This window comes from Streptomyces endocoffeicus (genome assembly GCF_016741935.1).
Classification (GTDB): domain Bacteria; phylum Actinomycetota; class Actinomycetes; order Streptomycetales; family Streptomycetaceae; genus Streptomyces; species Streptomyces endocoffeicus.
The window spans coordinates 1-18,604 of the sequence record NZ_JAERRG010000073.1; the positions used below are offsets into that span (position 1 = coordinate 1).

Below are 18,604 nucleotides of genomic sequence, written 5' to 3' on the forward strand. Positions count from 1 at the left end.
GGTGCGCCAGGTCCATCGCCCCTGAGGCCCCGGCGCTTCCGCGTGCGCCCGTTCCCGTCCGTTTTGTCAACGGCATTGACATATCTCTATCACCCCTCGTATACCTCTCCCCATCGAAGCGCTTCGACGAACGTCGCACGTACGCCCTTCCTTCCCACCCTCCCGGAGGCAGCGGATGTTGACGGCACGGAAACGGACGAAACGAACGGTGGCCGTCATCGCGGCCACGCTTGCGACATCCCTGCTCATAGCGGGTTGTGGGGACAGCGGGGACGAGGCCGGGGACGGCAAGTCGCTTAAACTCTGGCACTACGAGGCGCCCAACAGCGCCATGGGCATCGCCTGGAAGCAGGCCATCGAGGAGTTCAAGAAGAGCCATCCGGGCGTCACGGTGAAGGTCGAGGAGAAGGGCTTCGAACAGATCCAGAAGACCGCCTCGATGGTCCTCAACTCCGGTGACGCACCCGATCTGATGGAGTACAACAAGGGCAACGCCACCACCGGGCTGCTCTCCAAACAGGGCCTGCTCACCGACCTCACCCCCGAGGTCACCAAGCGCGGCTGGGACAAGCCGCTCAGCCCCGGCGTGCGCACCACCAGCCGCTATGACGCCCAGGGCGTGATGGGCTCCGGCAACTGGTACGGGATCCCCAACTACGCCGAGTACACGATGGTCTTCTACGACAAGACCCTCTTCGCCAAGCACCACATCAAGGTCCCGGCCACCTTCGACGAGTTCACCGCCGCCCTGAAGGCGTTCAAGGACAAGGGCGTCACCCCGCTGGCAAGCGCGGGCGCCGAATACCCCGCCCACCAGTACGTGTACCAGCTCGCCCTCTCCAAGGCCGACCGCTCCTGGGTGGACGCCTACGAGCGGTACCAGGGCAAGCCAGACTTCCACGACGCCGCCTGGACCTATGGCGCCACCACCTTCGCCGACTGGGTGAAGAAGGGCTATATCGCCAAGAGTTCGAGCGGCGCCAAGGCCGAGGACGCGGGCGCGGCCTTCATCGCGGGGAAGTACCCCATGTTCTTCTCCGGCAGCTGGTGGTTCGGACGCTTCAAATCCGAGATGAAGGACGAGTGGGGCACCTTCCCCTTCCCCGGCTCCAAGCTCACCCTCGGCTCCGGCGGCAATCTCTGGGTCGTCCCCAAGGGCGCCAAGAACAAGGAGCTCGCCTACGACTTCATCGACATCACGATGAAGAAGGGCATCCAGAACACCCTCGGCAACAACGGCGGAGTGCCCGTGGCCGCCGATCCCTCGGCGATCACCGACCCCAAGTCCAAGGCCCTGATCAAGGACTTCACCGGCTACGCCGACGGCGACGGCCTGGCCTTCTACCCCGACTGGCCGGTCCCCGGCTTCTATGACGTCCTCGTCTCCGAGACCCAGAAGCTGATCACCGGCAGCGCCGGGCCCGATGCCTATCTGGACGCGCTGAAGAAGGCGTACGACGCGGGCGCGCCGAAGGGATGAGCCCCCACGGCAAGGCACCGCTGCTACGGCGCCGCGAATATCCGTACGCCCTGTTCCTGCTCCCCGGCGCGCTGGCGTTCCTCGCCGTCATCGTCGTCCCGTTCCTGATGAACACCGGGATCAGCCTCACCCACTGGCAGGGCGTGGGCAGCCCGAAGTGGGCCGGGCTCGCCAACTACCGCGAGCTGCTGGACGACTCCGCCTTCTGGGAGTCCTTCCGGCACAGCCTGGCGATGGTGGTGGCGATGGCGGTGCTCCCCACCGCCCTCGGCCTGGTGCTGGCCGCCGCGCTCTTCGACTACATCGCCAAACACATCGGCACCCGCACCGCGAGCGTGCTGCGCGCCTGCTTCTATCTGCCGCAGGTGCTGCCGATCGCGGTGGCCGGAATCGTCTGGAGCTGGATCCTCGCCCCGGAGAACGGCGCGCTCAACGAGGCGCTGGGCGCCGTCGGCCTCGGCTCGCTGGCCCATGACTGGCTGGGCGACCCGGACTTCGCGCTCTACAGCGTGATGGCCGTGATGGTGTGGGTCCAGCTCGGCTTTCCGCTGGTGGTCTTCATGGCGGGGCTCCAGCGCGCCGATCCGTCCCTGCACGAGGCGGCCGAGCTGGACGGGGCGTCGTGGTGGCGGCGGTTCTGGCATGTGACACTGCCGCAGATCCGCCCGGAGATCTATGTCGTGCTGCTGTGGTGCACCATCGCGGCGCTCAAGGTATTCGGCGCGGTGTATGTGCTCACCAAGGGTGGACCGGGTGGGGCCACCAATGTCCCGTCGTACTTCTCCTTCCAGTCCTTCTTCGAGAAGACGCAGGTCGGGTACGGCTCCGCGGTCTCCACCACCCTCACCGTGATCATCCTGGCGCTGGCCCTGGTGGCATTGCGCCTGCAAACCCGGGCGGAGGACCAGTGAACGCCCCCGGAGGACCAGTGAACGCCGTCAAGGGACAACGCGCCCCGGCCCGCTTCCCCGTACTGGCCGCGCTGACCGTGGCGGCCGCCCTCATGGTGCTGCCTTTCCTCGTGGTGGCCCTCAACGCGGTGAAATCGCCCGCCGACTACTCCGCGAACGGCCCGCTGAGCCTGCCCGAGGGGATCCACCTCGACGGCCTGAGGGACTTCTGGCAGCGGGTCGACTTCGGCCGGAAGCTGTTCAACTCCGCGCTGATCTCCGGCTCGGTGGCGGTGCTCGCCGCGCTGCTTTCGGTGCTCAACGCGTATGCGATCGGCATCGGGCGGGTCAGGGGCCGCCCCTGGGTGCTGGCCTTCTTCGTGCTGGCCAACATGCTGCCGCAGGAGGCCCTGGTCTACCCCGTCTACTACCTGTCCAAGCAGGTGGGCCTGTACGACACCCGGCTGAGCGTGATCATCGTCTTCACCGTGATCCAGTCGGCCTTCGGCACCTATCTGCTCTCCTCCGTGCTCGGCGCCTTCCCCAAGGAGGTCATCGAGGCGGCCCGGATCGACGGTGCCACCAAGTGGCAGGTGCTGTGGCGGGTCGTGGTGCCGGTCAGCCGCCCCACCATCGGAGTGCTGCTGGTCTTCTTCTTCATCTGGACCTGGAACGAGTTCCTGCTGCCCCTGGTGATGCTGATCTCCAACGACAACCAGACGGTCTCGGTGGCGCTCGGCGTCCTCCAGGGCCAGCGGCTGATGGACGCCACCATGACCAACGCGGCCGCCCTGCTGGGCGTGCTCCCCGCGTTCTGCTTCTTCCTGATCTTCCAGCGGACCCTGACCCGTGGCATCGCCATGGGCGCGGTCAAATGACGAGGAGGGCCGCATTCGCATGAAGTTCAGCGATGGCTACTGGAGACTGCGCGAGGGCGTCCACGCCGCGTACCCCCAGGGGGTGCTCGACGTGGAGACCGGCCCCGGCACCCTCACCGTCCACGCCCCCACCCATCCCGTACGCCACCGCGGCGATCTGCTCAAGGGTCCCGCCCTCACCCTGACCTGCACCGCCCCCATGCCCGATGTGATCGCCGTCCGGATCACCCACTTCGCGGGCGGGGTCGAGCGCGGCCCCTCGTTCGAGATCGCCCGCGAGACGTACGACGCCGAGGTGAGCTGCGACGACGGGGAGGCCCGGCTCACCTCGGGCGCGCTCTCGGTGCGCCTCGCCCGCACCGGACCCTGGCGGATGGACTTCGAGGCCGCCGGGCGCACGCTCACCAGCAGCGGCGTCAAGGACATGGGCATCATGGAGACCGCCGACGGCGGCCACCACCTGCGCGAACGGCTCGCGCTGCGGGTCGGCACCTCGGTCTACGGCCTCGGCGAGCGCTTCGGCCCGCTGGTGCGGAACGGCCAGGCCGTCGACATCTGGAACGCCGACGGCGGCACCGCCACCGAGCAGGCGTACAAGAACGTCCCGTTCCTCCTCACCGACGCGGGCTACGGGATCTTCGTGGACCACCCCGGCCGGGTCTCCTTCGAGGTCGGCTCGGAGGCGGTCTCCCGGCTCCAGTTCAGCGCCGAGGACCAGGAGCTCACGTACTACGTCATCCACGGGCCCACCCCCAAGGAGATCCTGCGCCGCTACACCGCGCTCACCGGCCGCCCCGCGCTGCCGCCCGCGTGGTCCTTCGGGCTGTGGCTGTCCACCTCCTTCACCACCTCCTACGACGAGGAGACGGTCACCGGCTTCGTCGACGGCATGGCGGAGCGCGCCCTGCCGCTGTCCGTCTTCCACTTCGACTGCTTCTGGATGCGCGAGTACCAGTGGTGCGACTTCACCTGGGATCCGCGGGTCTTCCCCGACCCGGCGGGCATGCTGCGGCGGCTGCGCGAGCGGGGCCTGAAGATCTCCGTCTGGATCAATCCGTACATCGGCCAGCGCTCCCCGCTCTTCGCCGAGGGCAAGGCGGCCGGGCATCTGCTGAAGCGGCCGGACGGGTCGGTGTGGCAGTGGGACCTGTGGCAGCCGGGCATGGCGCTGGTGGACTTCACCAGCCCCGAGGCCCGCGCCTGGTACGCGGCCAAGCTGACCGCGCTGCTGGACATGGGCGTGGACTGCTTCAAGACCGACTTCGGCGAGCGGGTGCCGTTGGACGTGGTCTACGCGGACGGCTCCGACCCCGCGCGGATGCACAACTACTACACCCACCTCTACAACCGCACCGTCCACGAGGCGCTGAGCGAGCGGCGCGGGGAGGGCGAGGCGGTGGTCTTCGCGCGCTCGGCCACGGCGGGCGGCCAGCAGTTCCCGGTGCACTGGGGCGGCGACTGCGAGTCCACCTACGAGGCGATGGCCGAATCGCTGCGCGGCGGGCTCTCGCTGGGGCTTTCCGGCTTCGGCTTCTGGAGCCATGACATCGGCGGCTTCGAGGGCACCCCGGACCCGGCCCTGTTCAAGCGGTGGATCGCCTTCGGGCTGCTGTCCTCGCACAGCAGACTGCACGGCTCGTCCTCCTACCGGGTGCCGTGGCTCTTCGACGAGGAGTCGGTCGAGGTGCTGCGCCACTTCACCCGGCTGAAGCTGCGGCTGATGCCGTATCTGTACGAGGCGGCGCGGCAGGCGCACACCGAGGGCGTCCCGGTGATGCGCGCCATGGTCCTGGAGTTCCCGGACGACCCCGGGTGCGCGGGTCTCGAGCGGCAGTACATGCTCGGCGGGGATCTGCTGGTCGCCCCGGTCTTCGACGACGAGGGCGAGGTGACGTACTACGTACCGGAGGGCGTCTGGACGCATGTGCCCAGCGGGCGGACCGTACGCGGCCCGCGCTGGGTGCGCGAGACCCACGGCTTCCTCAGCGTCCCGCTGCTGGCCCGCCCCGGCGCGGTGATCCCGTTCGGGGCGGCCGACGACCGCCCCGACGCCGACTGGGCGGACGGGATCACGCTGCGGGTGTACGAACCGGCGGCGGGCCCGGTCACGGTGCGGGTGCCGCGCCCGGACGGCACGACGGCCGCCGCCTTCACCGTCGTCCGGGACGGGGCGGTGCTGCGCGCCGAGGCCGCCGGCACCTCGGCGCCGTGGCGGCTGGAGGTGGCCGGCGGCGCGTCCGCGGAGGCGTCGGCGGGGACAAGTGTGCTGACGGTGCCGCTGCCGCCGCCCCCGCCGCTGCCGGCTAGCAGCGGCGGGGTTTGACCCAGGAGCACTCGCGTCCGGCGTCGGCCGGGGCGGCCGTGGCGGCCGTGGCACCCCGTACGGCACGGGGCCGCACCGCCTCCGCATGGCCCTCGCCGGACTTCGCGAGCGTCACCACGATCGCGTCCTCCAGGTTCTTCACCGACGGGGCGAGGTAGTTGTTGAGGACGACGCTTTGAAGTGTTCTCCCGGCTGAAGCCGGGAGATTCCCGCCTACCTTGCGGCAGCGGGCTTGACGCCACGAGTGCGCCTAACGACTGCCCTTCCGGCAGCCGGGATGAGCGCGTGGCCCATCCGGTACAGGTGCAAGACGTTCCGGGCTGCGTTGTGGTCTGCGTTGCAGGACCAGCCGCAGTCCGGGTTCTTGCAGACGAACGTGGCCTGGTCCTCCCGGCTGCCCGGCGTGGTGAAGCCGCACGCGGAGCAGCGCAGGGAGGTGCCGGGGGCGGAGACCTTGTGCAGGGTGCCGCCATGGCGGGCGGCCTTGTACGTCAACATCGTCACGGTGCGGCCCCATGCCTCTTGGCTGATGGAGCGGTTCAGACCGGACTTCTGCGCAACGTTCTTCCCCGGCTGGTCGATGGTGCCCCTGGCGGACTTGACCATATTCGGGATGTCCAGGTTTTCCACCACAATCACGCCGTAGGTACGGGCGAGTTGCGTGGTGGTCTGGTGCTGCCAGTCAGTGGCACGGCGCGTGGCTGTTGCGCGGAGCCGCTTGATCTGGTCGTAGGTGTGCTGGAGTCGGCGGGAGGTTTTCTCGCCGCGTTTGCGGAAGCTCTTGCGGTGTGCGGCGCGCCGCTCGAGGCGGAGCAGCTTGGCTTTCTCATCAGAGTTGAGCCACTTGTCCCGATCAGCTGTGCCGTCGGGGAGCCGGGGTAGGCGGCCGTGGTCGTGGTGGTTGCCGTCGGACAGGGCGAGCGGGACGTTGACTCCGGCGTCGATGCCGACCTCCGGACCGGTGTGCAGCTGCGGTGCGGCCTCAAGGGTCTGGACGCGGAAGGCGATGTGCCAGCCGAGGGCATCCTTGACCAGCCGGGCCCCGGTGATCCGGTTGTCGGCGCTCGCGTTCTTGCCCACGGGCAGGTCGCGGGTCCAGCGGAACCGGACCCGGCCGACCTTGGGGATGTTGACCACGCCCCAGTGGCGGTGCACACGCTTGACCTGAAGGTCCCGCCCCTGGGGAATGTCCACCGACATCACCGTGCGCAGGCGCATCTTGAAGTTCGGCTCATCCGCCCGGCCCTCCCAGCAGTTCTTCCATGCCTGAAGGTAGGTCTTCAGTATCGCCTGGGCTGCCTGGGCGGGAAGGACGGCAAGCCAGTCGATCTCCTTTCGGGCCTGCCGGATCGCCTCGTCCATCGCTTTGAGCGAGCGGCGGCACTTCGGCGTCATCGTCCACAAGTCGTGCAGGAGATTCCACGTCGCCCGCGCGGCGTGGGCCTGGGCATCGATGAGCGGGACCTGCGCAGAGGTCAGCGCCAACCGGGCGCGATGCCCGAACTGCCGCTTCTGTCGCACACGTTCCGTACTCACGCGATCACTATATCGGTTGGGCTGTGTCGGCAAGGATGGCGCCAACGGCCCCGCCGACCCCGGCGAGGCTGTCCGCACCGGCCGTAAAGCGGCCCGATGACGAGGGGCCAGCTCCAGGCACGCGCACGACGGTTCAAGGGTCTGCTCATGTCACGGGAGGATCCCGTACCCCGCCCCTTCGCGACAGAGCGCCCGAATATGGCAACCGAAGTTCCGGATCACCGCGTCCCCTGTGTCGGACGAGGGAAGTCGAACCCGACGAGAGGCGGCCCACCGATGGCCATGCCCGGAGCCGATCTGCTGTGCATCGCGGTCGGATTGTTGGTCTACGCCTGCGCCGTCCGCGACGTCCGGCTGGTGCGACGGCTGCGCCGCGAGGGGTTCCGTGCGGAGGGCGTGGTGGTCGCCAACATCGTGAGCCGCCGGGACGACGGCGGGACCCAGACGCCGGTCGTCCGGTTCCACGACCACCAGGGCTACATGGTGGAGTTCACGACCGCGATCCAGGGCGTCGGCCTGGGGCTGGCGACCGGCCGGAGGGTGGACGTGAGGTACCTCCCGGGCGAGTCGCACAAGGCCCGGGTATGGATGCGGCGCCAGCTGGTGGGCCCGGCGGCGGGCATGACCCTGATCGGCTCGATCTTCTTCGGCTTCGGCCTGGTGATCGCCTTCATCTGACCGTCGTCCAACGGCGCGGCCCGGCGGCCGGCCGTCAGACGGGCGTAGTGGTGAGCACGAGGCTTTCGGGGAGGGCGGCCACCGCCTCGCGGAGGCGGTCGGCCAGTTCCTCGGCGGTGGGCGGCTCGGTGCGGCCCGCCGCACGCGCCTCGTCGGCCTCTTCGGCCTGTACCACCCAGCTCGCCAGTGCCCCGTGGAACGCGGCGACCAGCATGTCCACCGCCAGCCGCGGCCGAAGGTCGCCCGGCGCGCCGAGGCCGAACCGGCGGTGCAGGATCGCCAGCGCCTCCTGCGTGGTGGCCTCGCAGAACTGCAGGCCGTGCGCGCCCATCGAAGGCGTCCGCTCGGCCAGCCGCCTGCTGAGCAGCATCCGGCGGGCCCAGCCCTCGTCGTCCATCCGCGCCAGCGCGGCCAGCAGCGCGTCCCGCCCCAGCTCCACCACCGGCAGCCCGCCCGGCTCCGCGGTCTCCAGCTCCTCCAGGAAGGCCCGCCACAGGTCCTGGTCGGGGGCCATCGCGACGTCTTCCTTGCTGGTGAAGGTGCGGAAGAAGGTGCGCTTGGAGACCTCCACCTCCTCGCACAGCTCATCCAGCGTCACCCCGCCGAAGCCGCGCCGGGTGAACAGCTCCAGCGCGGTGTCTATCAGCGTCTGACGGGTGCGCCGCTTCTTGCGTTCGCGCAGTGAGGAGTTGGGAGCGGCAGTCACGGCGGAAAGTGTAGCCGTCATCGATGACGCCACTTGCGCGCGTTTGCCACTCAGTGGCATAACTGGTGTCGCCATCATTCACCGGAAAGGCGAACCGCCATGCGCGCCCTGCTCGTTGACCACTCCACCCCCTCCGGCCTGCGCCTCGGCGAGGCGGCCGACCCCGAACCCGCCCCTCACCAGGCGCTGGTCCGGGTGACCGCCACCTCCCTCAACTACGGCGAGGTCTCCCACCGGACCGAGGCCCCCGACGGCACCGTGCTGGGCTGGGACGCCGCCGGAGTGGTCGAGCGCGCGGCCGCCGACGGCTCCGGACCGGCCGCCGGAACCCCCGTCGTCACCCTGGGCACGGACGGCGGCTGGGCGGAGCTGCGCGCGGTGGACACCGGAATGCTCGGCGTCCCGCCCGCCGGTGCCGACCCCGGCGCGCTCAGCACCATCCCGGTCGCGGGCGGCAGCGCCCTGCGCGCGCTGCGCCGGATCGGCGACACCCTCGGCCGGCGCATCCTGGTCACGGGCGCCACCGGCGGGGTCGGCCGGTACGCCGTCCAGCTCGCCCGGCTCGGCGGCGCGCATGTCATCGCCTCCACCGGCGATCCGGCGGCCCACGGCGACGGCCTGCGGACACTGGGCGCCCACCAGGTGGTCACGGACCCGGCCGAGATCGACGAGCCGGTGCACGGAGTGGTCGACAACGTCGGCGGACCGCAGCTGGTGGCCGCGTACGACAAGCTCGCCGCGCACGGCACCCTGGTGTCCGTCGGCCATGTCACGGGCCAGCCCGAGAACTTCCCGTTCGGCGCCCTCTACGGCAACGAGGGCCGCCACAACCGCTCCATCGTCACCTTCTACCTGCTCGACCGCCCCGACATCGGCGCGGACCTCGGCTGGCTCGCGGAGCGCGTCGCGACGGGCGACCTCGACCCGCAGATCACCTGGCGCGGCGGCTGGGACCGAGCCGAGGAGGCCGTCACCGCCCTCCTGGACCGCCGCCTCCACGGCAAGGCGGTCCTGGACATCGGCTGAAGCGTGTCAGTGACGGCCCGGTCGTCTGCCAAGGAGGAAGCAAGCGACTGGGACCCAGGTCGGTCCAGCCCCGGCCCGCCCATGAGCATCAGGGCATGAGGCGGACGGCGGCCTCAGGACCGCTTGAAGCGGTGGGGGTTGTTGTGGTCGCGGTGGCGAGGGCACTGGCACGGCGGCCACGCCTGTCCCATCGAGTAGGCGTCACTCTTCTCCCCGGCGAGGACAGCCACGATCGCTCTCCGCGCGGTGACGATCCCGTCGTGCGCCATGGTGTAGACGCGCATCGTCATCTTCGGCTGTTCGTCCCGAGCCGACTGATTGCCGATCATCAGCGGCCGTCCCCTCCCCCGACCGGCGCGATGAGCTGGAGCAGGCTGTACAGGCTCCGCTTCACCGCGCCCAGGTGGTAAGCCAGCTCTTCTGGCGCGGCGTCGGCCAGATCGAGGGCTTCGGCACCCGCGAGAGTCTGTCCTGCGACGATCACGACCGCGTGCTCGAGTCCTTCGCGGGTGGGCTTTGCGGCCGCGATACATGCGGGGCACAGGCCCGAGCGCGGAACGGCGTGGTCATGGGGCCCGAAGTCGCCGGGGGCGGCGCACAGCGCGCACGCCCGGGACGGGACGAACGTGGTCCAGTCATCGGCGGTCACCGGGCCATCACCATCCCATGCGGCGCACACACCAACTCCGCCCACGGGCAGCCCTGGCTCCGCTGTTCGTTGGTCACGAGGTAGGGCCGCACCATGTCGGCCCCATGGCCGTTCAGCCGTAACAGTTCTTCGAAGATCCACGCGATAGCGTGTGCCATGTCGTCAACCTCCTGGGGGTTGATGGCCACACCCCCGGACGCTCCCTCCAAGTCGCGTCGCGGGGGCCCTGCATGTGGCCGGTAGTTGTGCTGCTGACCCGGTTTTTCCCGGCACGACCACTGTGGTGTCCCGCCCAACGAGCAGACAACAGATTCCGCAATGAATCACCCACTCAGCGAAAAACGGCACATGCCAGAGCTAACCCATCAACTGGTACAGCGAAGGGTTGCTGTGCCATGCTGCCCATATCGCCGCGAAACAGGGGCAGTTGTCCCAGAAAGGCAGAACAATGGCGGCACCGCACAGGCCAACAGCACGACGCATCGCACTCGGCCATGAACTCCGCGAGTTACGCAAGCGGGCAAGGCTCAGCATCCAGGACGCAGTGCAAGGATTCCCGTTCAGCGATACGAAGCTGCAACGGGTCGAGACCGGGCTTCAGGACCTTCGCAGCGCGAGTGACTTGCGCAAGCTGCTCACCCTCTACGGCGTTACCGACGAGGAGGAAGTGGAGAGGCTGGTGGCGGTCCAGCGAGAAGCGTCCAGCCGGGAGTGGTGGACGCCTCTCGCCACGGAGCTGACACCAGGCATGCCGCGGTTCCTCGGCATCGAGGCGGCAGCACAGGAGATTCGGGCCTACAACCCGACCATCGTCCTGGGACTGTTGCAAACCGAGGCATACGCCCGCACGCGACACGAGAGTGCCAAGTCCATCGACGAGACCACGACTGAATTCGTGGAGCAGAGCGTCGAGGTGAGGATGAGGCGAAAAGAGGCCCTGACCCGCGACGAAGACCCGCTGAGATTCTGGGCCATCCTCTACGAACCGGCCCTGCGGCACATCGTCGGCGACGCCGAGCTGATGCGCGAGCAGTATGACGAGATCGCCAAACTGGCCACGCTGGACAACGTGACCGTGCAGGTGCTCCCCCAGACGACGCGCGGGTACCTGTTCGACCACAACTTCAGCATCCTGCTCCTCGGCGACATCATGCCGACGACCATCCAGGTGGACACCCCGTTCGGTACCTCGTCCATCTCTGACAAGCGCCGGGAAGTCGGGCGGTTCTCACGGCAGTTCGAGGCGCTGACGAGGTCCGCTCTGCCTCCCGAGGACACGCCAAAGTTCCTGCACCGACTATCCCGAGAGATCACCACATGACTACCGACGCCCGCACCCCTTTGATAGCCCGAGACCTCGTCAACGCCGACTGGTTCAAGTCCTCCTACAGCAGCAACGGCACCAACTGCGTGGAGGTCGCCAACCTGTCGACGTCCGCCTACGGCCGGATCGCGATCCGCGACTCCAAGGACCCGGGCGGCCCGGCGCTCCTGGTGCCGCCGGACGGTTGGGCGTCCTTCATCACTGCCGTCACCGATGGAGAGCTGCCCGCCGCCTGACCCGCACACGTAACGTCCACGGACGGCGGCCCCTGTGATCACAGGGGCCGCCGTCATGTGGCACGTACTGGCTCGGCCACAGGGCCCCGCTGAGCTACGGCGGGGTGGCTGAAAGCATCCGCACTGCCGCCTTGGCTCGAACCTGTCTGTCACGGAACGTGGTTGAGTGGGTAAGTCCACGTGTGATGGGTGTGCAACCTAGCGCAACTCACCGGACTCTGGAGGCGGTCATGGATCTACAGTTCATCGGGATCGACCCGGACACGAAGGACGGGAACTGCCCTGCCGTGTGGGTCGACACCGACACCAAGCCGGAGCCCGAACTCGTCCTCCAGGGCTGGGTCGCGGACAGTGCCACCGAGGCCCAGTGCGCGAAGGAAAGCCCGAAGCCCCACAGCGAAGCGATCATCCGTATCCCGGCGCGGATGGTGCCCTTGATCAGGGAGGCGTGCGATGCCGCAGAACGTGCTCAGCTTTGAGGCGCTGCTGAGGTCCGCCGAGCACTCAGCCGTGCATTTGGAAATGCGCGACTCCTACGGTGTCGACGAGGAAGCGGACGAATTCTCCGAGTTCAAGCAGGGACATCGCCTCGACCCCGACGACCGGACCTCCTGGTGGCGTCCGTGGCTCGACCTTATCCAGGAGATCACTGCTCGGGGCGTCGTCGTACGGCGGGCACGGATCGTGTCGGAACCGGTCACCGACTACATCCGGTACGAACACCACCACACCTTCACCAACGTCGTAGCAGGCGAGCGGGTGCGGTGGCTGCCACGCCGGCGTACCGCCGATCTCGCTCTGCCGGGCACGGACTTCTGGCTGATCGACGAGAAGCTGGTGCGGTTCAACCACTTCTCCGGTGACGGGGCGGTGACGGAGCCAGAGCAGACGGACGACCCGCAGGTCGCGAAGCTGTGCGCGTCGGCGTTCGAGGCGGTGTGGGAGCGGGGTATCCCGCACGAGGAGTACGAGATCCACTAGAACGACCGCCCGGAGCGCCGCCCCTCATGACGTCCCCGTCGTCGTCCGCTCACGAAGCCCGTAAGGCCATTGCTGCGCGCCTGGTGGACATCCGCAAGACCGCAGGTCTACGGGCGCTTGAGGTGGCGGCGCGGTGCGGCTGGCACAAGTCCAAGGTGTCCCGCTTGGAGCATGCCCGCACCCCGCCGACGGACGAGGACATCCGCAAGTGGTGCCTGGCCTGCGACGCGCTTGACCGGGTACCAGAGCTGATCGCGGCCACCCGCAACGCCGACCTGTTGTACGTGGAGTGGAAGCACCTCCAGCGGGCTGGGATCAAGGGCATCCAGGAACAGACGGTACCGCTGTACGAGCGCACCGGTCTGTTCCGCGTTTACTGCTCCAACGTCGTCCCCGGCCTGCTCCAGACCCACGGCTACGCCGAAGCTCTGCTGTGCACCATCAACCAGTTCGACGGCAGCCCGAACGACGCCACGGAGGCAGCCGAAGCGCGGCTACGGCGCTCCGAGGTGATCCGTGACGGGCGGCACCGGTTCGTGCTCCTGGTCGAGGAGACAGTGCTGCGCTACCGCATCGGGCCACCGGCAGTCATGGCGGGACAGCTCGGCTATCTGCTGGAAGTGATGTCACTGCCCACCGTCGCACTGGGTGTGATCCCCTTCACCGCACAGCGCAAGATGTGGCCCATCGAAACGTTCATGCTCTTCGACGTTGACCGGGTACAGGTTGAGACGCTCTCCGCGGAGATCAACATTACCTCCTCAACCGAGATCGAGCTGTATGTGCGGGCGTTTGACCGGCTGCGCCACATGGCCGTGTACGGGCCGAAAGCTCGTGCTGCAATCACGGCGGCGGTCGACACGCTCGGGTGAAACCGCGCAACTTCATAGAACTTTCTTGAGACCCAAATTTCGCCGATCGTACGGTCGTTGCCATGACGGAGACCGTCGAAGCTCAGACGAAACCGAGGCCCCGAGGCGACGTCGACTGGACCGCACTGCACAACTACGCCGCCCTTCGCGGGCAGCTGCGCATTTCCTTCGGCCCCCGCTGCAACATCGCCTGCTGGTTCTGCCACAACGAAGGCGATGTCCCACCGCCCCTGACCCGCCACGACCGATCGCAGCAGCCGCGTGCACGCTCCCTGTGCCCGGAGCACTACGTCACGATCATCACGGCCCTGATGAACGCCGGGCTCAAGCGCGTCTACTTCACCGGCGGCGAGCCCCTGACCTCCCCGCTGGCCCAACCTGTCCTTGAGCAGCTTCCCGCCTCTGGCCCGGACTCCTCCTACACACTGATCACCAACGGCACCCGCGTCCGTACGCACCGGAACTGGCTGTCCAGAACACCGCTGGACAAGGTGAAGATCTCACTGCACTACTTCTCCGACGAATCCCTCCGCGCCGTCGCCAACACCCGCATCAGCATCGCAACAGTGCTGGACGGCATTGAGGCAGCGCGGGAGATCTTCGAGCGAGTCGAGCTGAACTGTCTGCTGCTCAAGGACAACGCCCATGAGATCCGGGCCATCCTGGACTTCGCGCTTGAGAGGCGACTGCCGGTGCAGTTCATCGAGCTGGTCGGCACCGGCTTCAACGAGGCCCACGCCTCGTCCGCCATGTCCGCCGACGACACCGTGACGTACCTGCGCTCCCTCACCGACGACGAACGCACCGAGATCGCCGGAGTCGGCCAGGGTCGCCGAGTCTTCCGCATCGATGGCATCGAGGTCGACGTGATCCACCGCAACCTGGGCCGCCACCAGGTCGGCCAGTGCGGGATCTGCCCTCTGCGCCCCAAGTGCGTCGAAGGGTTCTGGGCGCTGCGCGTCGACCACGACGGCGGCCTTCAGCCCTGTCTGCTGCGCGAAGACCTCCGCCTGGATCTGAAACCCCTCCTGGACGACCCGGCCCAACTCGCCAAGTACGTCGCCGGACACGTCACCGCGTTCACCGAAGGAACCTTATGATCCTGCCGTCTGCCTACCAGCCGGTCGCGCATGGCGACCGCCACGGCCTGTTCCTCGTCCTCGAAGGCGTCTCCGGCATCGGAAAATCCACCCTCACGAAGACGCTCGCAGACCGTCTGGGGGCCGCCCACCTGCACACCCTGCCATCCCCTCACTCCGGCTGGTCCACGACGGTCAACAGCCGTCTACGCCCACTGCCGCAGTTTGCCTTCTACCTCTCCGGGCTCTTGCACGCTGCCGACACCGTGGCCCACTATCGCGCGGCCGGCCCCGTTATAGCCGACCGCTACGCCTCATCCGTCGTTGCCTGCCACAGCGCCGTGCATGGCGTCGACATGGACGACGCCGCCCACCTTCTGGCCCCTTTCCGTCCTTACCTGGAAACCCCGGACTCCACCTTCTACCTCCGCTGTTCAGAGCCGGTGCTCCGGCGGCGCCTGGCCTCCAAGGAACGGGGCAACGCCCTGACGACGGACGACTCCGAACTCCTCACCGTGCCCGGACGCCTTCCGCGGCTCCTCGCCAACTTCGAGGCAGCGGCCCACGACGACCCCACCGCCGTTGTACTCGACACCGATGACAAGACCCCCGACGAGCTCGCTGACTGGGTGATCAACCACCTGGAGACCACACGTGCTCAAACCCATTGACACCGACACCGTGATCCGGGACGGCGCCGCGAGCGGACGATTCCCCGGCCAGATCCACGAAGGCGTCGCATGGTGGATCGGCGCGTGCTTTGTCGTCGCTACCAGGACAAACCGCATGGCCATCGCCCACGACGGACACCCCACCAGCGCCCTCTTCCACGAGCGGCTGTGCCAAGGAGCGATCAACGCACAGCACTATGCCTGCCACGTCACCGCTCTGGGGACGGCCGACGAAACCGGGCTGCTCGCCGTCATGGCCCACCTCGGCCACATGCCCGGCGCTCTCATCACCACCACTACCGCCGAGGATGGCAAGACCGTCCGCATCGCCTTGTACGACACCGATGGGAAGCCGCTGACCGAAGACACAGGCATGTCCATCATCCGACGCCTCGTCGCCGACGATCAGGTTCCCATCCCCGTCAACGACCAGGCCAAGGGGCGCGTAGAGCACCATCCCGTGAGGGAGACACCGACATGATCAATGCCGCCGAGATCATTCGCGACGGGGGCGGGATCCTGTTCATCACCCTCGATTCCCTGCGGTACGACGTAGCCCGCTCCGCGTATGCCGATGGTCAGACCCCGCACCTCGCCCGGCTGCTCCCGGAGGACGGTTGGGAGAGACGCCAGACTCCCGGCAGTTTCACGTTGCCCGCGCATATGGCGTTCTTCTCCGGGTTCCTGCCCAAGCTTCCCCAACCCGAGCAGCCGCCCCGCCTGTGGGAATGCCGCCCGCCGGCCTTCAAGACGGTGCCGCCCGAGACGTTCCTCTTCGATACCCCCAACCTCCTCATCGGTCTGGCTCAACACGGCTACCGCACCATCTGCGTGGGCGGTGTCACCTACTTCTCCCGGGAGACCCCTCTTGGCTCCGTCCTGCCTGCGATGTTCGACGAAGATCACTGGCGCCCGGAGTTCTGCTCCCCGGCGTCCGATTCGACACGACATCAAGTCGACCAAGCCCTGGAGCTGGCCGCCGGGCATCCGGGGCAACCGTTGTTCCTGTTCATCAACGTGTCGGCCACCCACGTGCCCCACGGTCACTACCTCGGTGACACCACCGATACCGCTGCGTCCCAGCAGGCCGCCCTCGCCTACGCAGACGAACACCTGGGTCGCCTGATCACCACCCTGACCGCGAAGCAGAACTGGATGATCATCATGTGTGCCGACCATGGCGACGCCTACGGAGACGACGGCTTCCACGGGCGCGGAATCGCCCACCCTGTCGTGATGAACGTGCCGTACGCGGCGATGGTCCGCTGACGATCAGCGGCCACCGATATGCTCGCCCGCCATGAGCGAGATTCCCGGCGACGGCGCGGCCCGCGATGCCTCCGTCGTGGTGGCCCGTGACGAAAGCGGACTCGTGGCGCTGCTGAGCGCCGCGTTCCCTCGTCACGGCGGCGAGTATCTGTTCCTGCCCGGCGGGCGGCAAGAGAATGGCGAGACCCTGGTCGAATGTGCCCGCCGAGAGCTGGAGGAGGAAGCGGGGATCACCGCCGCACGATGGCGTCCGCTGGGCACGTACGCCATCACCCTGGACACGACCGCCAGGGTCCACCTCTACGAAGCCCGGGTTCTTTCCGCCGGCCCACAGCGGCTCACCCCCACCGAACAGGATTTCAAGCTGTCCTGGTGGCCTATGGCCGACGCCATCGAGGCAGCCGTCGAAGGCCGTTTCCTGCTCCCCGCCGGGCCGCTCGCCCTCCTCCTGGCCGATCGGACCGGCTGACTTATCGCTGCGGTCCGAGCCTCTGACCGCTCAGGCGCTGCGTACCGGGGCCATCCCCGACGCACACCAGACCAACGGGGTGACCGCTAACCAGGTCGCGCAGGGAGACACCTCCCGAGGACACCCGACACCGCACCGGAGCGCCGCGCCCTCGCCGACCGGCTTCAGAGGGCCGGAGTCCTCACCCACGCGCGGTGGCGCGCGGCGGTCGAGGCCGTACCCCGTGAGCTGTTCCTCCGGCCCGGCGTGTTCCTGCCCGCCGACGATGGGCGCTGGCAGCCCGTCACCGCGCTCGGCACCGACCCGAAGGAATGGTCCGGGATCGCCTACCGCGACGAGTCCCTGGTGACGCAACTGGACGGGCACCTCACCGCCGACCAGGCCACCGAACCCGTTCCCGGCGTGCCCACGTCGTCGTCCACCACGCCCGTCACCGTCGTCGGCATGATCGAGGCCCTGGACATCGAGGACGGTCACACCGCGCTGGAGATCGGCACCGGTACCGGCTACTCCACCGCCCTGATGTGCCACCGGCTCGGAGAGGACAACGTCACCACGATCGAGGTGGACCCGGCAGTGGCTGCCCGTGCGGATGCCGCCCTGGAGGGCGCCGGATACTCCACCTGGACCGTGACCGGCGACGGGCTCCTCGACCACCCCCGCCGCGCCCCCTACGACCGCGTCATCGCCACCTGCGCGGTACGCCGCGTCCCCCACACCTGGGTACGTCAGACCAGGCCGGGCGGCACCATCCTCACCACCCTCGCCCCCGGTTGCTGGGCGTACGGCACCGGCCTCGCCAAGGTCACCGCGAGCGAGGACGGCACGGCCGAGGGGCGGATCATCGGGGAGTCGTCGTTCATGCAGGCCCGTTCCCAGGCCGTCGTACCGCTCGCTGGGGACCTGTCGGCCCGCACCGCCTACGCCGACAGCGAGCGCGAGGCGAAGGCGCCGCCGACCCTGCTGGAGGAGTGGATGCCCGCCTTCCTCGCCCAGCTCGCCGCGCCCGGCGCCCAGCTCGTATGCGCGACCAGCGGCGATGGCGCCTTACAGCGCTACGTGTTCGATGCCGACCGCGAATCCTTCGCCGCGTTCACCGAGCACGGCTCCGGCTGGACCGTCCGGCAAGGCGGTCCGGTGGCACTGTGGGACGACATCGAGCGGACGCTCATCGCGTGGCAGGACGCCGAACGTCCCGGCATCAGCACCGTGCGCCTCCGCGTCACCCCCCGCTCGCACACGTACTGGATCGGCGACCGGCCCGCGCTACGCTGGGAACACCGCCTCACCTGAGCGTCGACCCACCGGCTGAACGACCGCCCTACGCGATGGTCACTCGGTCGTGATGACGAGCTTGCCACCCTTGGGCGTGCGGTCGCGTTCGAGCTCCGTGAGGGCCTCGATCGCCCTGCCGAGCGGCACGGTGCGGGCGATCGGCAGTCGCAGTATTCCCTTCCCGACAGCCTGTGCGACCGCATCGAGGTCCTCCACGCTGACTTTCGCGATCAGCACCTGATACGGCCCCGGCAGAGCGCTT

At 68.4% G+C, this 18,604-nt stretch carries 22 protein-coding genes and 2 pseudogenes; 17 read left to right on the plus strand and 7 right to left on the minus strand.

The window, feature by feature from the left end; translation table 11 throughout:
- The first annotated feature begins 175 nt into the window (after nucleotides 1–175).
- The 4 genes from JK364_RS52970 (at nucleotide 176) to yicI (ending at nucleotide 5,571) form a co-directional block, all read left to right on the plus strand.
- On the plus strand, nucleotides 176–1,480 hold the full coding sequence (locus JK364_RS52970; protein WP_201858653.1) for an ABC transporter substrate-binding protein: 1,305 nt from the start codon (nucleotides 176–178) through the stop codon (nucleotides 1,478–1,480).
- Nucleotides 1,477–2,391: a carbohydrate ABC transporter permease gene (locus JK364_RS52975; RefSeq protein ID WP_201858654.1), complete on the plus strand. Its 915-nt coding sequence runs from the start codon at nucleotides 1,477–1,479 to the stop codon at nucleotides 2,389–2,391. Before JK364_RS52970 ends, JK364_RS52975 begins: the two co-directional genes overlap by 4 nt.
- 92 nt (nucleotides 2,392–2,483) lie before the next feature.
- Nucleotides 2,484–3,248 (plus strand): carbohydrate ABC transporter permease, encoded by a 765-nt coding sequence (locus JK364_RS52980; protein WP_121825177.1) that lies wholly within the window; start codon nucleotides 2,484–2,486, stop codon nucleotides 3,246–3,248.
- A gap of 19 nt (nucleotides 3,249–3,267) precedes the next feature.
- A complete protein-coding gene (gene yicI, locus JK364_RS52985; protein ID WP_201858655.1) occupies nucleotides 3,268–5,571 on the plus strand; it encodes an alpha-xylosidase in 2,304 nt (767 codons plus the stop codon).
- Here yicI and JK364_RS52990 read toward each other — a convergent pair.
- Both JK364_RS52990 and JK364_RS52995 read right to left on the minus strand, forming a co-directional pair.
- Nucleotides 5,552–5,713, minus strand: coding sequence for a hypothetical protein (locus JK364_RS52990; protein ID WP_372462101.1), 162 nt, complete (start codon nucleotides 5,711–5,713; stop codon nucleotides 5,552–5,554). The genes yicI and JK364_RS52990 overlap by 20 nt on opposite strands.
- Before the next feature lie 71 nt (nucleotides 5,714–5,784).
- Nucleotides 5,785–7,107, minus strand: a complete 1,323-nt coding sequence (locus JK364_RS52995; protein ID WP_201858656.1) for an RNA-guided endonuclease TnpB family protein — start codon at nucleotides 7,105–7,107, stop codon at nucleotides 5,785–5,787.
- Between the two features lie 276 nt (nucleotides 7,108–7,383).
- Here JK364_RS52995 and JK364_RS53000 point away from each other — a divergent pair, with 276 nt between their 5' ends.
- Nucleotides 7,384–7,785: a DUF3592 domain-containing protein gene (locus JK364_RS53000; protein ID WP_201858657.1), complete on the plus strand. Its 402-nt coding sequence runs from the start codon at nucleotides 7,384–7,386 to the stop codon at nucleotides 7,783–7,785.
- 34 nt (nucleotides 7,786–7,819) lie between these two features.
- Here JK364_RS53000 and JK364_RS53005 read toward each other — a convergent pair whose 3' ends face one another.
- On the minus strand, nucleotides 7,820–8,491 hold the full coding sequence (locus JK364_RS53005; RefSeq protein WP_307841705.1) for a TetR/AcrR family transcriptional regulator: 672 nt from the start codon (nucleotides 8,489–8,491) through the stop codon (nucleotides 7,820–7,822).
- Between the two features lie 99 nt (nucleotides 8,492–8,590).
- On the opposite strand from JK364_RS53005, the gene JK364_RS53010 reads away from it, so the two are divergent.
- The gene (locus tag JK364_RS53010) at nucleotides 8,591–9,517 is read left to right on the plus strand and encodes a zinc-binding dehydrogenase (protein ID WP_201858659.1); all 927 of its coding nucleotides are present in this window, start codon (nucleotides 8,591–8,593) and stop codon (nucleotides 9,515–9,517) included.
- Between the two features lie 113 nt (nucleotides 9,518–9,630).
- Here JK364_RS53010 and JK364_RS53015 read toward each other — a convergent pair whose 3' ends face one another.
- The 3 genes from JK364_RS53015 to JK364_RS53025 are packed head-to-tail and all read right to left on the minus strand — an operon-like array spanning nucleotide 9,631 to nucleotide 10,324.
- Nucleotides 9,631–9,846 carry a hypothetical protein gene (locus tag JK364_RS53015; protein WP_201858660.1) on the minus strand — a complete coding sequence of 72 codons (216 nt, stop codon included), beginning with the start codon at nucleotides 9,844–9,846 and terminating at the stop codon, nucleotides 9,631–9,633.
- Nucleotides 9,846–10,166: a hypothetical protein gene (locus tag JK364_RS53020; protein ID WP_201858673.1), complete on the minus strand. Its 321-nt coding sequence runs from the start codon at nucleotides 10,164–10,166 to the stop codon at nucleotides 9,846–9,848. Before JK364_RS53020 ends, JK364_RS53015 begins: the two co-directional genes overlap by 1 nt.
- Complete coding sequence (locus JK364_RS53025; protein ID WP_201858661.1) at nucleotides 10,163–10,324, minus strand: hypothetical protein; 162 nt, start codon at nucleotides 10,322–10,324, stop codon at nucleotides 10,163–10,165. Before JK364_RS53025 ends, JK364_RS53020 begins: the two co-directional genes overlap by 4 nt.
- 290 nt (nucleotides 10,325–10,614) lie before the next feature.
- On the opposite strand from JK364_RS53025, the gene JK364_RS53030 reads away from it, so the two are divergent.
- The 11 genes and pseudogenes from JK364_RS53030 to tgmC form a co-directional block, all read left to right on the plus strand.
- The gene (locus JK364_RS53030) at nucleotides 10,615–11,487 is read left to right on the plus strand and encodes a helix-turn-helix domain-containing protein (RefSeq protein ID WP_201858662.1); all 873 of its coding nucleotides are present in this window, start codon (nucleotides 10,615–10,617) and stop codon (nucleotides 11,485–11,487) included.
- The gene (locus tag JK364_RS53035) at nucleotides 11,484–11,726 is read left to right on the plus strand and encodes a DUF397 domain-containing protein (RefSeq protein ID WP_201858663.1); all 243 of its coding nucleotides are present in this window, start codon (nucleotides 11,484–11,486) and stop codon (nucleotides 11,724–11,726) included. Before JK364_RS53030 ends, JK364_RS53035 begins: the two co-directional genes overlap by 4 nt.
- A 230-nt stretch (nucleotides 11,727–11,956) precedes the next feature.
- The gene (locus JK364_RS53040) at nucleotides 11,957–12,205 is read left to right on the plus strand and encodes a hypothetical protein (RefSeq protein WP_201858664.1); all 249 of its coding nucleotides are present in this window, start codon (nucleotides 11,957–11,959) and stop codon (nucleotides 12,203–12,205) included.
- Nucleotides 12,180–12,707, plus strand: coding sequence for a DUF6879 family protein (locus tag JK364_RS53045; RefSeq protein WP_201858665.1), 528 nt, complete (start codon nucleotides 12,180–12,182; stop codon nucleotides 12,705–12,707). Before JK364_RS53040 ends, JK364_RS53045 begins: the two co-directional genes overlap by 26 nt.
- A 26-nt stretch (nucleotides 12,708–12,733) precedes the next feature.
- Nucleotides 12,734–13,579: a helix-turn-helix domain-containing protein gene (locus JK364_RS53050; protein ID WP_201858666.1), complete on the plus strand. Its 846-nt coding sequence runs from the start codon at nucleotides 12,734–12,736 to the stop codon at nucleotides 13,577–13,579.
- 62 nt (nucleotides 13,580–13,641) lie between these two features.
- Complete coding sequence (locus JK364_RS53055) at nucleotides 13,642–14,679, plus strand: radical SAM protein (protein WP_201858667.1); 1,038 nt, start codon at nucleotides 13,642–13,644, stop codon at nucleotides 14,677–14,679.
- Nucleotides 14,676–15,329 (plus strand): dTMP kinase, encoded by a 654-nt coding sequence (locus JK364_RS53060; protein ID WP_201858668.1) that lies wholly within the window; start codon nucleotides 14,676–14,678, stop codon nucleotides 15,327–15,329. The genes JK364_RS53055 and JK364_RS53060 overlap by 4 nt, the downstream gene beginning before the upstream one ends.
- Complete coding sequence (locus tag JK364_RS53065; RefSeq protein WP_201858669.1) at nucleotides 15,313–15,810, plus strand: hypothetical protein; 498 nt, start codon at nucleotides 15,313–15,315, stop codon at nucleotides 15,808–15,810. The genes JK364_RS53060 and JK364_RS53065 overlap by 17 nt, the downstream gene beginning before the upstream one ends.
- A complete protein-coding gene (locus JK364_RS53070; RefSeq protein WP_201858670.1) occupies nucleotides 15,807–16,598 on the plus strand; it encodes an STM4013/SEN3800 family hydrolase in 792 nt (263 codons plus the stop codon). The genes JK364_RS53065 and JK364_RS53070 overlap by 4 nt, the downstream gene beginning before the upstream one ends.
- 31 nt (nucleotides 16,599–16,629) lie before the next feature.
- The gene (locus JK364_RS53075) at nucleotides 16,630–17,067 is read left to right on the plus strand and encodes an NUDIX hydrolase (protein WP_201858671.1); all 438 of its coding nucleotides are present in this window, start codon (nucleotides 16,630–16,632) and stop codon (nucleotides 17,065–17,067) included.
- Between the two features lie 120 nt (nucleotides 17,068–17,187).
- Nucleotides 17,188–18,360 (plus strand): annotated as a pseudogene (gene tgmC / locus JK364_RS53080) (ATP-grasp peptide maturase system methyltransferase); the annotation flags it as partial.
- Nucleotides 18,361–18,399: 39 nt separating this feature from the next.
- Here tgmC and JK364_RS53085 read toward each other — a convergent pair.
- Nucleotides 18,400–18,604, minus strand: a pseudogene (locus JK364_RS53085) (zinc-binding dehydrogenase); the annotation flags it as partial.

What these genes read in the sequence shown, in the direction of transcription:
- JK364_RS53010 (WP_201858659.1), top strand. Translation starts at nt 8,591, where the DNA reads ATGCGCGCCCTGCTCGTTGACCACTCCACCCCCTCCGGCCTGCGCCTC.
- JK364_RS53025 (WP_201858661.1), bottom strand. Translation starts at nt 10,324, where the DNA reads ATGGCACACGCTATCGCGTGGATCTTCGAAGAACTGTTACGGCTGAAC.
- JK364_RS53055 (WP_201858667.1), top strand. Translation starts at nt 13,642, where the DNA reads ATGACGGAGACCGTCGAAGCTCAGACGAAACCGAGGCCCCGAGGCGAC.
- JK364_RS53030 (WP_201858662.1), top strand. Translation starts at nt 10,615, where the DNA reads ATGGCGGCACCGCACAGGCCAACAGCACGACGCATCGCACTCGGCCAT.
- JK364_RS53040 (WP_201858664.1), top strand. Translation starts at nt 11,957, where the DNA reads ATGGATCTACAGTTCATCGGGATCGACCCGGACACGAAGGACGGGAAC.
- yicI (WP_201858655.1), top strand. Translation starts at nt 3,268, where the DNA reads ATGAAGTTCAGCGATGGCTACTGGAGACTGCGCGAGGGCGTCCACGCC.
- JK364_RS53070 (WP_201858670.1), top strand. Translation starts at nt 15,807, where the DNA reads ATGATCAATGCCGCCGAGATCATTCGCGACGGGGGCGGGATCCTGTTC.
- JK364_RS52980 (WP_121825177.1), top strand. Translation starts at nt 2,484, where the DNA reads ATGGTGCTGCCTTTCCTCGTGGTGGCCCTCAACGCGGTGAAATCGCCC.
- JK364_RS53000 (WP_201858657.1), top strand. Translation starts at nt 7,384, where the DNA reads ATGGCCATGCCCGGAGCCGATCTGCTGTGCATCGCGGTCGGATTGTTG.
- JK364_RS53045 (WP_201858665.1), top strand. Translation starts at nt 12,180, where the DNA reads ATGCCGCAGAACGTGCTCAGCTTTGAGGCGCTGCTGAGGTCCGCCGAG.
- JK364_RS52975 (WP_201858654.1), top strand. Translation starts at nt 1,477, where the DNA reads ATGAGCCCCCACGGCAAGGCACCGCTGCTACGGCGCCGCGAATATCCG.
- JK364_RS53060 (WP_201858668.1), top strand. Translation starts at nt 14,676, where the DNA reads ATGATCCTGCCGTCTGCCTACCAGCCGGTCGCGCATGGCGACCGCCAC.
- JK364_RS53035 (WP_201858663.1), top strand. Translation starts at nt 11,484, where the DNA reads ATGACTACCGACGCCCGCACCCCTTTGATAGCCCGAGACCTCGTCAAC.
- JK364_RS53075 (WP_201858671.1), top strand. Translation starts at nt 16,630, where the DNA reads ATGAGCGAGATTCCCGGCGACGGCGCGGCCCGCGATGCCTCCGTCGTG.
- JK364_RS53050 (WP_201858666.1), top strand. Translation starts at nt 12,734, where the DNA reads ATGACGTCCCCGTCGTCGTCCGCTCACGAAGCCCGTAAGGCCATTGCT.
- JK364_RS52970 (WP_201858653.1), top strand. Translation starts at nt 176, where the DNA reads ATGTTGACGGCACGGAAACGGACGAAACGAACGGTGGCCGTCATCGCG.
- JK364_RS53015 (WP_201858660.1), bottom strand. Translation starts at nt 9,846, where the DNA reads ATGATCGGCAATCAGTCGGCTCGGGACGAACAGCCGAAGATGACGATG.